Here is a 12,673-nt window from a genome sequence, read left to right on the forward strand (position 1 = left end):
CTCGTAGCTCTCGTAACTCTCGTAACTCTCGTAGGGCGGAAAAGCCGAAGGCGCCTTTCGCCGCATGTCATACCGCTGGCGGAAGGCGCTACGCTTTTCCGCCCTACGCCCGTAATCACGCCTTGACGCGCGCCGCGCGGATCTGCTTCAGCACTTCGCGCGCCGCAGTCTGGATCGGCGTGCCGGGCCCGAAGATCCCCTTCGCGCCGGCCGCGTACAGCCCGTCGTAGTCCTGCGCCGGGATCACGCCGCCGACGAAGACGACGATGTCGTCGGCGCCGAGCTTCTTCAGCCCGTCGATGATCTCCGGCACCAGCGTCTTGTGGCCGGCGGCGAGGCTCGAGCAGCCGATCGCATGCACGTCGTTCTCGACCGCGTGGCGCGCCGCCTCTTCCGGCGTCTGGAAGAGCGGGCCGATGTCGATGTCGAAGCCGAGGTCGGCGAACGCCGACGCGACGACTTTCGCGCCGCGGTCGTGGCCGTCCTGGCCGAGCTTCGCGATCATGATGCGCGGGCGGCGGCCTTCCTCGGCGACGAAGGCCTCGATGTCGGCTTTCAGCGCCTTCCAGTCGGCGTCGTTCTCGACGACGGCGCCATACACGCCGGACACCGCCTGCGGGTTCGCGCGGTAGCGGCCGAACACCTTCTCCAGCGCGTCGGACACTTCGCCGACCGTCGCACGCACGCGCACCGCCTTCACCGCGAGGTCGAGCAGGTTGCCTTCGCGGCTGCCGTTCTGCCCGGCTTCCGCGCACGCGGTCAGCGCGTCGAGCGCGGCTTTCACGGCGGCCGCGTCGCGCGTCGCGCGGATCTGCTTCAGCCGCGCGATCTGAGAATCGCGCACCGCGTGGTTGTCGATGTCGAGGATCTCGATCGCGTCTTCCTTCGCGAGCTTGTACTTGTTCACGCCGACGATGACGTCCTTGCCCGAGTCGATGCGCGCCTGCTTCTCGGCGGCACATTCCTCGACTTTCATCTTCGCCCAGCCCGACTCGACGGCTTTCGTCATGCCGCCCATCGCCTCGATCTCCTCGATCAGGCTCCACGCGGTGTCGGCCATGTCCTGGGTCAGCTTCTCCATCATGTAGGAGCCCGCCCACGGGTCGACGACGTTACAGATGTGCGTTTCTTCCTGGATGATGATCTGCGTGTTGCGCGCGATGCGTGCCGAGAACTCGGTCGGCAGCGCGATCGCTTCGTCGAGCGCGTTCGTGTGCAGCGACTGCGTGCCGCCGAACACCGCCGCCATCGCCTCGATCGTCGTGCGCACGACGTTGTTGTACGGGTCCTGCTCGGTCAGCGACCAGCCCGAAGTCTGCGAGTGCGTGCGCAGCATCATCGACTTCGCGCTCTTCGGGTTGAAGCCCTTCATGATCCGCCACCACAGCAGGCGCGCGGCGCGCATCTTCGCGACTTCGAGATAGAAGTTCATCCCGACCGCCCAGAAGAACGACAGCCGGCCGGCGAACGCATCGACGTCCATGCCGCTGTTGATGCCGGTGCGCACGTATTCCAGACCGTCGGCGAGCGTGAACGCCAGTTCGATCGCTTGGTTCGCGCCCGCTTCCTGGATGTGATAGCCGGAGATCGAGATCGAGTTGAACTTCGGCATGTGCTGCGCGGTGTAGCCGAAGATGTCGGCGATGATCTTCATCGACGGCGTCGGCGGGTAGATATAGGTGTTGCGGACCATGAACTCCTTGAGGATGTCGTTCTGGATGGTCCCGGAGAGCTTGTCCTGGCTGACGCCCTGCTCTTCGGCGGCGACGATGTAGCCGGCGAGGATCGGCAGCACCGCGCCGTTCATCGTCATCGACACCGACACCTTGTCGAGCGGGATGCTGTCGAAGAGGATCTTCATGTCTTCGACCGAGTCGATCGCGACCCCGGCCTTGCCGACGTCGCCGGTCACGCGCGGATGGTCGGAGTCGTAGCCGCGGTGCGTCGCCAGATCGAACGCGACCGACACCCCTTGGCCGCCCGCGGCAAGCGCCTTGCGGTAGAACGCGTTGGATTCCTCGGCGGTCGAGAAGCCCGCGTACTGGCGGATCGTCCACGGCTTGACCGCGTACATCGTCGGCTGCGGCCCGCGCAGGAAAGGCTCGAAGCCCGGCAGCGTGTCGGTGTGCGGCAGGTCGGCGATGTCGGCCTTCGTATACAGCGGCTTCACCGCGATCCCCTCGGGGGTGATCCAGTTCAGCTTTTCGATGTCGCCGTCGGGCGCGTGCTTCGCCGCGGCCTTCTTCCAGGCATCCAAATCCGGCTCGGGGTAGGCCGGCATCTTGGCGTTCGACATGACAAAACCCTCTCTGATTCAGGGCCACCAAGGGCGGCCGTGCGATATTCGGTGAAACACGAACCGGGTCGAAACCCGGCTGAACCGGCTGAACAACGATGCCGGCGACGACGAGACCGCCCGCGGACCAATGCCGCAGGCGGCCGTCGACGCTCCTGTTTGCGGCGTAGCGCTCTCCCTTCCTTCGCCCGGGCTCGGCGCGTTGCCGAACCCGTGGCACTCCCATCCTACGCCGCGCACCGGAAGTTGACTTGTGCCGACCGGCGAATAATACTTTATCCATAATTATGAATGCAACTCCGGAAACGTCGTCTCCGGAACGCGACAACCCTGAGCAGTGAAACGCCAATGACCGCCACCCGCATCGCCCCGCTCGCCCTCTACCAGGAGGTCGCCGAGCGGCTGCGCCAGCGCATTTACTCGCATGATCTCGCGCCCGGCACGTGGATCGACGAGCAGGCGTTGGCCGACGACTACGGCATCTCGCGCACCCCGCTGCGCGAGGCGCTGAAAGTGCTCGCGTCCGAGGGACTCGTCACGCTCAAGCCGCGCCGCGGCTGCTACGTGACCGAGATTTCGGAGCGCGATCTCGATGAGATATTCAGCGTCATGGCGCTGCTCGAAGGTCAGTGCGCGCATATCACCGCCCGCAAGGCGACGGACGCCGACCTCGAACGGCTGCGGAAAATCCACGAAAAACTGGAAAAAGCCGCCGGCAGCGGTGACATCGACGGTTATTTCGAAGCCAACCAGGCTTTCCACCAGGCGCTGCAGAAGATCACCGACAATCGCTGGCTGCTGCAGGTCATCGAGGACTTGCGCAAGGTCATCAAGTTGTCGCGCCACCATTCGCTGTTCAGCGAAGGCCGGCTCGAACAATCGCTTGCCGAGCACCGCAGCATCCTCGCCGCGCTCGCTGAACGCGATGCGCAGCGGGCGGAACTGCTGATGCGCGCTCATATCGACAGCGGGCGCGCGGCCCTCGCACGGATCGCGAAAGCCCGCAACAAGGTCGCCTGAGCCCCGAACAAGGGGTATCAGGCACCCGGCCGCGTCATCGCCTCCGGGTCGACCCACAGATCGAACTCCTCGGCGCCGACGTAGCCCGACGCGAGCGCCGCCTCGCGCAGCGACAGGCCTCCCTGGTGCGCCTTCTTCGCGATCTCGGCGGCACGGTCGTAACCGATCTGGCGGTTCAGCGCCGTCACCAGCATCAGGTTCTTTTCGAGATTCTCGCGGATGCGCGGCAGGTTCGGCAGCAGGCCGCGCGCGCAGTGCGCCTCGAACGCGTCACAGCTGTCGGCGAGCAGCGCGATGCTCTCCAGCACGTTGTGCGCCATCACCGGCTTGTAGACATTCAGCTGGAAGTTCCCCTGCGTGCCGGCGAAGGCGACCGCCGCGTCGTTGCCGAACACCTGCACGCACACCATCGTCAGCGCCTCGCACTGCGTCGGGTTGACCTTGCCCGGCATGATCGACGACCCCGGCTCGTTCTCGGGGATCGTCAGTTCGCCGATGCCGCAGCGCGGCCCGCTCGCGAGCCAGCGCACGTCGTTCGCCATCTTCATCAGACCGCCGGCGAGCGTGCGCATCGCCGCCGACGCCTGTACCAGCGCGTCGTGCGCAGCCAGCGCGAAGAAGCGGTCCGGCGCACTGCGGAACGGGCGGCCGGTGAGCGCGGCGATCTCCGCCGCCGCGCGGTCGCCGAAGCGCGGATGCGCGTTGAGCCCGGTGCCGACTGCGGTGCCGCCGATCGCCAGGTCGTACAGCCCCGGCAGCGCGCCCCCGACTGCCGCGATGCCGAAATCGATCTGTGCGACCCACGCCCCGATCTCCTGCCCGAGCGTGATCGGCGTCGCATCCTGCAGGTGCGTGCGTCCGGTCTTGACGACGTCGCTGAACTCCTTCGCCTTGTCGGCGAGCGTGCCGCGCAGCCGCGCCACCGCCGGCAGCAGGCGATCGTGCAGCTGCTCGACCGCCGCGATATGCATCGCGGTGGGAAAAGTGTCGTTCGACGACTGGCCGCGGTTCACGTGGTCGTTCGGATGCACCGGGCGCTTTGAACCCAGCTCGCCGCCGGCCAGCTCGATCGCGCGGTTCGCGATGACCTCGTTCGCGTTCATGTTCGACTGCGTACCGGAACCGGTCTGGAACACGACCAGCGGGAAGTGTGCGTCGAGCGTGCCGTCGATGACCTCGTCCGCGGCGCGCTCGATCAGCACCGCGACTTCCGGGGCCAACTCGCCGAGTTCCGCATTCGCCCGGGCCGCCGCCTTCTTCAGGATGCCCAGCGCACGGATCATCGCCCGTCCCCAGCGGAAGCGCTCGGTACCGATCGGGAAATGCGCCACCGAGCGTTCGGTCTGGGCTCCCCAGTAACGGTCCGCCGCCACTTCGACAGGTCCCATCGAATCGGTTTCGGTACGCGTGGCATTCATCATCGTCTCCCGGCCGTCTCGCGGCCCCAGCCAATTTGACGCGCGCTGCCGGCGGGGATTCCCCAAACACAGGCTCGCTGCCCAATTGTGGTATTTGTAAGGATATGCAACGACCGGATGTCTTAATATCCTGACATTCGGCAGAGGGGCAATTGCTCCTGACAGATGCGCGCAAAGCGCCACCGACCGAAGGGAGAACTCCAACGATGGACAACAGCAACGCCACCTCGGCGGCGACGCTCCCGCCTGGCGTTGGGAACGTCGGCCTGCACCTGAACCCCGAGCTTCGGCGGATTCTGGCGAACATTCGCGTTCTCGTGGCGATCGTTGCCGAAACGGAAGCCATCTCGCTCTCGGGCGCGGGACGCACGCCGGCCGCGCTCGCGGTCCTCGGCTATGCCGCGTATGCCAGTTGGTTGTGCTGGGCGGAAACCCGCGGCAGTCGCCCGATTCTGCCGCGCCTCACGCCGTGGGTCGATGCGGCCTGGATCCTGCTCTTCGCCTGGCTCGCCGAGGCGCAAAGCAGCCTGTTCATCCTGCTGCTGCTCTTTCCGGTTCTGTTCGCGTCGCTGAGCTTCGGCTTCGTTTCCGGCCTGCTGGTTTCGCTGTTCGCCGCGGCGGTCGCGGCAGCCCAGCTGATCCTCCACGACCGGTACGGCAACCTCCCGTGGCAGGGCGCGATGCTGCAGCCGCTGTCGGTCCTCGTGCTCGGCCCGCTGGTGGCCGGCCTCGCGCGAGCCGGCGTGCAGATGAACGAGCAGCTGACGGTCGCCGATCGCCTGCTCGGGCAGGTGGACCCGCGCCTGGGCGTGCAGCGGGTCGCGGAGACGATGCTGCGCGCGCTCACGCGCCATTTCGAAGCCGATCTGGGCTTGATTCTGCTGTGGCTCCCCGACAGCGAGCCGCGGCTGTTTCATTGCAACGCCAGCGGCAAAGTCAGCGAATTATCGGGCGAGCTGCACGCCAGCCTGGTCGAGTCGCTGGGCCGCCTGCCGTCCGACGTCGCTGTCGTGCATCATCTCGGGCACCTGTTCGGCCGCTTTCCGCTCCGTTATCACAGCGGCTTCCACCTCGAAACCAAATCGCCGAGCAGCGCAGCACGGCCCGCCGCCGAACACCTCGCCGAACTGCTTGACGCACAGTCGATAATCGCGATGCCGATTTGCCGCCGTGCGCCGCACCCCTGCCGGCTGCTGCTCGAGTCGCGGCACCGGCGCTACCGCGCCCGCGACGCCGACCTTCTGTACGGGGTGATGGAGCAGCTCGCACCGGTCATCGAAAACGCGGGCCTGCTGGAGCGACTGACCGAAGCCGCGATGGCGGCCGAACGCGCCCGCATCGGCCGCGATCTCCATGACACCGCAATCCAGCCCTACCTGGGGCTCAAGTATGGGATCGAGGCGCTGGCACGCAAGACCGCCCATGACAATCCGCTGCACGGCGACATCCTCGCCCTGAAGGACGTCGCGATATCCGAACTACATGAACTGCGCGAACTGGTGACCGGCATGCGCAGCAGCGCGAGCGGGGCCGACGACACCATCGGTCTCGCGCTGCGCCGGCAGGCCAAACGCTTTTCCGAGCTTTTCGGCATTGCCGTGTCGGTGAGCTGTCCGGACGATCTGCCGATCAGCCGCAAGCTCGCCAGCGCGATCTTCCCCATCGTCAGCGAAGCGCTCACCAACATCCGCCGGCACACCAACGCCGTGCGTGCCGATATCGAACTCGGCGTGCAGGCCGACACGTATGTTCTGCGAATCAGCAACGCGCACGGCGAGGCGGCGGCTCCACCCGCACCGTTCGTGCCGCGCGCGATCGTGGAACGCGCGCGATCTCTGTACGGATGTGCAGAAGTCGACCTTCAGCGACCCGGTTTCACTGATCTAATCATCTCCATCCCCAAGACTTCATGAGCAGGGACGAATCATGGTAGTAACCACCGAAAGTCCGATCCGCGTATTCCTCGTGGATGACCACCGCGCCACGCTGTGGGGGCTCGAGCGGCTGATCGACAGCGCTGCCGGCCGCATGCGCCTGGTCGGCAGCGCCACCAGCATGGCAGAGCTGCTCTCGTCGCCCGAAAGCCGCGAGGCCGACGTGATCGTGCTCGATCTCGACCTGGGCGGCCTCGACTCCAGCACCTCGCTGGCCAACCTGCAACGGACCATCAACGCCCGCATCCTGGTGCTCACCGGCGCACGCGATCTCGATGTGCATCGCCGCGCGGTGCTGGCCGGCGCACGCGGAGTCGTCAGGAAGGAAGAACCGGTGGACGTGCTGTTGCGCGCGATCGAGAAAGTCCACGAGGGCGACGTCTGGGTCAACCGCGCGCTGATCGGCGACATCATGGACATACTGACCGGCGCCCGCCCGGCCGACGACGAGCACAGCGTCAGGATCGCCAGCCTGACGCCGAAGGAACATGAAGTGATCGCCGCGGTGGTCCGGCATCGGGGCGCAAAAAGCCTGATCATCGCAGAAGGCCTCGGCATCAGCGAACACACGCTGCGCAACCACCTCACCGTGATCTACCACAAGCTCGAACTGCACGGCCGGCTCGAACTTTACGTGTACGCCAAGGAACACGGGCTCGGCGCGGCCGACCAGTAAGTTCCGCCCTCGGCGCGGCCGCGCACATTCGGGAACGGCGGGATGGACCGCGGTGTCCATAAGCCGGATACCGCAGCGACGTGTCATTGCCGTTTCCGCCGGTCAAGCAAAGACACCGATCCGTGGCGGGAGCCGGAATATTCCGATGCAGTTAGAGCGTCAGTCAGTCTGCATCCCGCGTGCGGTGGTCTAGACTGACAGGAAACAAGGAGCTTGCGATGACTACCATCGGTCGGTTCCAGGTCGACTACACGCGCTTCCTCGATCCGCGGGGCGAAGCGACCCAGCCCTTGCCGGATTTCGCGCTCGATCCGGAAAAACTGATTCCCCTGTACCGCGCGATGGTCCTGACGCGCACTTTCGACACCAAGGCGATCGCGCTGCAGCGCACCGGCAAGCTTGGCACGTTCGCGTCGGCGCTCGGCCAGGAAGCGATCGGCATCGGCGTCGCAGCCGCGATGCGCGCCGAGGACGTGCTGGTGCCGTCGTACCGCGACCACGCGGCGCAGCTGATGCGCGGCGTCACGATGGCCGAAAGCCTGCTCTACTGGGGCGGCGACGAGCGCGGCAGCGATTTCGCCGGGCCGCGCGACGATTTTCCGATCTGCGTGCCGATCGCGACGCAGGTCTGCCACGCGGCTGGCGCGGCCTATGCGTTCCAGTTGCGCGGGGAAGCGCGCGTCGCGGTGTGCTTTCTCGGCGACGGCGGCACATCGAAAGGCGACTTCTACGAAGCGCTGAACTTCGGCGCGGTGTGGAAAGCGCCGCTGGTCGTGATCGTCAACAACAACCAGTGGGCGATCTCCGTTCCGCGCAGCATGCAGACCGCCGCGCAGACGCTGGCGCAAAAGGCGATCGCGGCCGGGATCGAAGGCTGCCAGGTGGACGGCAACGACATCGTCGCCGTGCACCACGCGGCGCGGCAGGCGATCGAGAAAGCGCGCAGCGGCGGCGGCCCGAGCCTGATCGAGGCGCTCAGCTACCGCCTCGGTGACCACACCACCGCCGATGATGCGAGCCGTTACCGCGACCCGGCAGTGGTGCAGGAGCACTGGACGTTCGAACCGGTCGTGCGCCTGCGCAACCACCTCGTGCGGCTCAACGCGTGGGATCCGCAGCGGGAAGAACAACTCGTCCGGGAATGCACCGAAGCGGTCAATGCGGCGGTCGAGACGTATCTCGCGACGCCGCCGCCGACCCCCGAAGCCATGTTCGATCACCTGTACCGCACGCTGCCGACGGCGCTGCACGAACAGCGCGACATGGCACTGCGGTTCGCACCGCACGAGGGAGGCGGCCATGGCTGAACTCAATCTGGTCGAAGCGATCAACCACGCGCTGGCGTACGAACTGGCGCAGGATCCGGCGGTCGTGCTGCTCGGGGAAGACATCGGCGTCAACGGCGGCGTCTTCCGCGCCACCGCGGGGCTGCTGCAGCGCTTCGGCGCCGCGCGCGTGGTCGATACGCCGCTGGCCGAAACCGCGATCGCCGGCACCGCCATCGGCATGGCCGCGATGGGGCTCAAGCCGGTGGCGGAGATCCAGTTCTCGGGCTTCATCTACCCGACGCTCGATCACCTCATCAACCACGCGTCGCGCCTGCGAAACCGCACGCGCGGCAGGCTGTCGTGCCCGCTGGTGCTGCGCTCGCCGTGCGGCGCCGGCATCCACGCGCCCGAACACCACTCGGAAAGCCCGGAAGCGCTGTTTGCCCACGTGCCCGGGCTGCGCGTCGTGATCCCGTCGTCGCCGTCGCGCGCCTACGGCCTGCTGCTGGCGGCGATACGCGACCCCGATCCAGTGATCTTTCTCGAACCGACGCGGCTGTACCGCCTGTTCAAGCAGGAAGTTGCCGACGACGGCGAAGCGCTGCCGCTCGACGTGTGCTTCACGCTGCGCTCGGGCAGCGACGTGACGCTGGTCAGCTGGGGCGCGATGGTGCATGAGACGCAGGCCGCAGCTGACGCGCTGGCGCAGCAGGGGATCATGGCCGAGGTCATCGACGTGGCGACGCTCAAGCCGCTCGACATGGCGACGATACTCGAATCGGTGGGTCGCACCGGGCGCTGCGTGATCGTCCACGAAGCCGCGCGCACGGCCGGTTTCGGCGCTGAAATCGCTGCCAACCTCGCCGAAGAAGGCCTCTACACCTTGCTCGCGCCGGTGCGACGCGTCACCGGATACGACACGGTCGTGCCGCTGGCGCGCCTCGAATACCAGTACCTGCCGAGTGTCGAACGCATCGTCGCGGCAGTCCACAAGACGCTGGAGGGCGCATGAAGATCTTCAAACTGCCCGACTTGGGCGAAGGCCTGCAGGAAGCGGAGATCGTCGAATGGCACGTTGCGGCCGGCGACGAGATCGAGGCCGACCGGCCGCTGCTGTCGGTGGAGACGGCCAAGGCGATCGTCGAGATTCCTTCGCCGCATTCGGGCCGCATCGAGAAGCTGTTCGGACAGCCGGGACAGATCGTGCATGTCGGCGCGCCGCTGGTCGGCTTTGCCGGCACCGCCGAAGACAGCGACGCCGGCACCGTGGTCGGTGAAGTGCAGGTCGGCCACCAGCTCGCGCAGGAAGCGCCGGCACCCGTCGGCGGCGGCGCGGCGGCGATCAAGGCGACGCCGGCGGTGCGCGCCCTCGCGCGCCAGCTCAACGTCGAGCTGGCGATGGTCACCCCGTCCGGGCCGGACGGCCTGATCACGACGGCGGACGTGCAGCGCGTCGCGAAGATCCTCGCGGATGTCGGACCGCCGGAGATCCTGCGCGGCGTGCGGCGCGCGATGGCCCGCAACATGACGCTCGCGCAGAGCGAAGTGGCGGGAGCGACAGTCGTCGATGACGCGGACATCGACGCGTGGCTGCCGGACAGCGACGTCACGATCCGCCTCGTGCGCGCACTGGTCGCGGGCTGCCGCGCCGAGCCGGCGCTCAACGCGTGGTACGAGAGCCACACCATGGGACGCCGCGTGCTCGCGAAGATCGACGTCGGCATCGCGATCGACCTCGCGGAAGGGCTGTTCGTGCCGGTGTTGCGCGACGTCGCGAACCGCGACGCCAACGACCTGCGCCGCGGCCTGGACCGGATGCGCGCCGACGTCATCGCGCGCAAGATCCCGGCCGACGAGCTGCGCGGCAACACCATCACGCTGTCGAACTTCGGCATGATCGCCGGCAAATACGCGGCGCCGATCGTCATGCCGCCGACCGTCGCAATCCTCGGCGCCGGCCGCGTGCACCAGCAGGTGCTCGCGATCGACGGCGCACCGGCCGTGCGCCGCGTGCTGCCGCTGAGCCTCACGTTCGACCACCGTGTCGTGACCGGCGGCGAAGCGGCGCGGTTCCTCGCCGCGGTGATCGCGGACCTCGCGCTGCCGGAGTGAATCAGGACGCCGGCGCGTTGCCGTGCAGCTTGCCGTAAGCGGCAAGCAGGCGCTGGTGCATGTCGCTGCCGTCGAGGTTCAGCCCGAGCGCGGGCTGGCCGAAAAAGCGCAGTTCGCCGTCGAGCAGCGCGTTGGCCTGGCGCAGCGTGTCGGCGCCATAGAGGCTGTGCAGCGCGGACGCGTAACGCCCGCCGTCGCTGTCGCTGCTGTCCTCGTCGAGCTTGAGCAGGCACTCGACGCAACGGTAGACGCGGCGCCGCGTGGCGTCGATCTGGCCGAAATGGCGGATCCACTCACAGCCTTCGGCGATCGCGTCCTCGTCGCCGACCGCGAGCGCCAGCAGCGTCTTCAGCTCGCCGACGCGCAGATCCTGCCAGAACGCGTCGTCGCCCGGCGCCAGCCCGATCAGCGCCGCGACCAGGCGCTCGTCGGCGAGACCGCTGTCGTTGAGCGTGTCGAGGAGGTCGCCGCATTCATCGTCGTCGAGCTCGGGCAGGTGCAGGATCGCTTCGCGGATGTCGTTGGCGACGCTGTTGTTCTCGAACTCCAGCTCGTCGATCGGGTAGATCTCCGACATGCCGGGGACGAGAATCCGGCAGGCGTAAACGCCGAGATGCGTGAAATCGGCGACGTAGATGTCGCGCCCGTCGGCGTGCAGACGGTCGACGAGCCACGCGTAGTCCTCGGCGGTCGTGGTGCCGAAGTTCCAGTCGTGGAACGCGAAATCCGGCTGCGTGCCGAGGAAGTTCCAGCTGATGATGCCGCTCGAATCGACGAAGTGGATCTCGATGTTCGGCGCGCTGGCGATTTCGTCGAGGTCGAAGCCGGGCTCGGGGAAGCCGCCGAGCGCGTCGAGCGCGCGCCCCTGCAGCAGTTCGGTGAGCGCCCGCTCGAGCGCGATCTCGAAGCGCGGGTGGGCGCCGAAGCTCGAGAAGCAGCCCTGGTCGTGCGGATGCAGCAGCGTGACGTTCATCACCGGGTATTGCCCGCCGAGCGAGGCGTCCTTGACGAGAATGCCGAAGCCGGCCGCGCGCAGCCCGGCAATGCCGGCGGCGATGCGCGGATAGCGCGCGATGACTTCCTCCGGCACGTCGGGCAGGCACAGCCCTTCGCTGATGATGCGGAACTTGATGTGGCGCTCGAAGATTTCCGACAGCGCCTGCGTGCGCGCCTCGGCCGGCGTGTTGCCCGCGGACATGCCGTTGCTGACGTAGAGGTTGCCGATGATGTTGACCGGGAAATGGACGACCGCATCGTCGCGCAGGCGCACGTACGGAATCGCGCAGATGCCGCGCTCGGCGTTGCCGGAATTGAAGTCGACGAGCGCAGCCGCGTGGATGCTGCCGTTCGGGTTGTAGAACTTCTGCAGCGCCGGCGTCAGCAGCGCTGCCGGCCATTGGCCGTCGGCGCCGTGCTCGAACCACCGCTCCTGCGGGTAATGCACGAAACCGCGCCCTCCTTCGGCCAGGGCGCGTTCGGCATACTGTTCGCCGAGGTAGTAGTGGTTCCAGAAGTAGTTGCACGACAGGCGCTCGAAATACTCGCCGAGCGCACTGGCGAGCGCCGCGAGTTTCGAGGCGCCCTTGCCGTTCGTGAACATCAGCGGGCAGTCGCGGTCGCGCACATGCACCGACCAGACGCCATCGACCGGGTTGAGCCACGAGCGCTCCTCGATGTGGAAACCGGCGGCTTCGAGCCGGGCCTGCATCGTGCCGATCGAGGATTCGAGCGAGGCATCCTTGCCCGCGATGAAGCTTTCTGATTGCATGGGTACGTCCTGCTGAGGGCTGCGTGACAAGGAGAAGAAAAGCCGCGTGCGCCGCCCGGAAGAGATTGCGGCGGGAGCGGGCCCGGCGTCGCGGAGGGCGAAGGCCCCGCATTCTGGCGTGCCTGGCGACGCTCTACAATGAAAAGCCGATCCGGGCCGCCCGCCGTCCGTTTTTGGCGCC

At 67.2% G+C, this 12,673-nt stretch carries 9 protein-coding genes; 6 read left to right on the forward strand and 3 right to left on the reverse strand.

Annotation, left to right across the window (positions count from 1 at the left end; translation table 11 throughout):
• Positions 1–115: 115 nt before the first annotated feature.
• Entirely contained in the window at positions 116–2,296 is a 2,181-nt protein-coding gene (gene scpA, locus GO606_RS09980) for a methylmalonyl-CoA mutase (protein ID WP_169117393.1), read from the reverse strand.
• 348 nt (positions 2,297–2,644) lie between these two features.
• Between scpA and GO606_RS09985 the strand changes: the two genes are divergently transcribed.
• Positions 2,645–3,316, forward strand: a complete 672-nt coding sequence (locus tag GO606_RS09985; protein WP_169117392.1) for a GntR family transcriptional regulator — start codon at positions 2,645–2,647, stop codon at positions 3,314–3,316.
• A 17-nt stretch (positions 3,317–3,333) separates the two neighbouring features.
• Here GO606_RS09985 and fumC read toward each other — a convergent pair whose 3' ends face one another.
• Positions 3,334–4,734, reverse strand: coding sequence for a class II fumarate hydratase (fumC, locus tag GO606_RS09990; protein ID WP_169117425.1), 1,401 nt, complete (start codon positions 4,732–4,734; stop codon positions 3,334–3,336).
• Positions 4,735–4,940: 206 nt separating this feature from the next.
• Here fumC and GO606_RS09995 point away from each other — a divergent pair, with 206 nt between their 5' ends.
• From GO606_RS09995 to GO606_RS10015, 5 genes are all read left to right on the forward strand, one after another.
• The gene (locus GO606_RS09995; RefSeq protein ID WP_169117391.1) at positions 4,941–6,647 is read left to right on the forward strand and encodes a sensor histidine kinase; all 1,707 of its coding nucleotides are present in this window, start codon (positions 4,941–4,943) and stop codon (positions 6,645–6,647) included.
• A gap of 13 nt (positions 6,648–6,660) precedes the next feature.
• The gene (locus GO606_RS10000; protein ID WP_169117390.1) at positions 6,661–7,344 is read left to right on the forward strand and encodes a response regulator; all 684 of its coding nucleotides are present in this window, start codon (positions 6,661–6,663) and stop codon (positions 7,342–7,344) included.
• A 218-nt stretch (positions 7,345–7,562) separates the two neighbouring features.
• Positions 7,563–8,651: a pyruvate dehydrogenase (acetyl-transferring) E1 component subunit alpha gene (gene pdhA / locus GO606_RS10005; RefSeq protein ID WP_169117389.1), complete on the forward strand. Its 1,089-nt coding sequence runs from the start codon at positions 7,563–7,565 to the stop codon at positions 8,649–8,651.
• The gene (locus tag GO606_RS10010; protein ID WP_169117388.1) at positions 8,644–9,624 is read left to right on the forward strand and encodes an alpha-ketoacid dehydrogenase subunit beta; all 981 of its coding nucleotides are present in this window, start codon (positions 8,644–8,646) and stop codon (positions 9,622–9,624) included. The genes pdhA and GO606_RS10010 overlap by 8 nt, the downstream gene beginning before the upstream one ends.
• Positions 9,621–10,724, forward strand: a complete 1,104-nt coding sequence (locus GO606_RS10015; protein ID WP_169117387.1) for a dihydrolipoamide acetyltransferase family protein — start codon at positions 9,621–9,623, stop codon at positions 10,722–10,724. Before GO606_RS10010 ends, GO606_RS10015 begins: the two co-directional genes overlap by 4 nt.
• A 1-nt stretch (position 10,725) precedes the next feature.
• On the opposite strand, the gene ycaO is transcribed toward GO606_RS10015, so the two are convergent.
• Complete coding sequence (gene ycaO / locus GO606_RS10020; RefSeq protein ID WP_169117386.1) at positions 10,726–12,492, reverse strand: 30S ribosomal protein S12 methylthiotransferase accessory factor YcaO; 1,767 nt, start codon at positions 12,490–12,492, stop codon at positions 10,726–10,728.
• Positions 12,493–12,673: the final 181 nt, after the last annotated feature.

The sequence above is a fragment of the Aromatoleum anaerobium genome (genome assembly GCF_012910705.2).
In the GTDB taxonomy this organism is placed as follows: domain Bacteria; phylum Pseudomonadota; class Gammaproteobacteria; order Burkholderiales; family Rhodocyclaceae; genus Aromatoleum; species Aromatoleum anaerobium.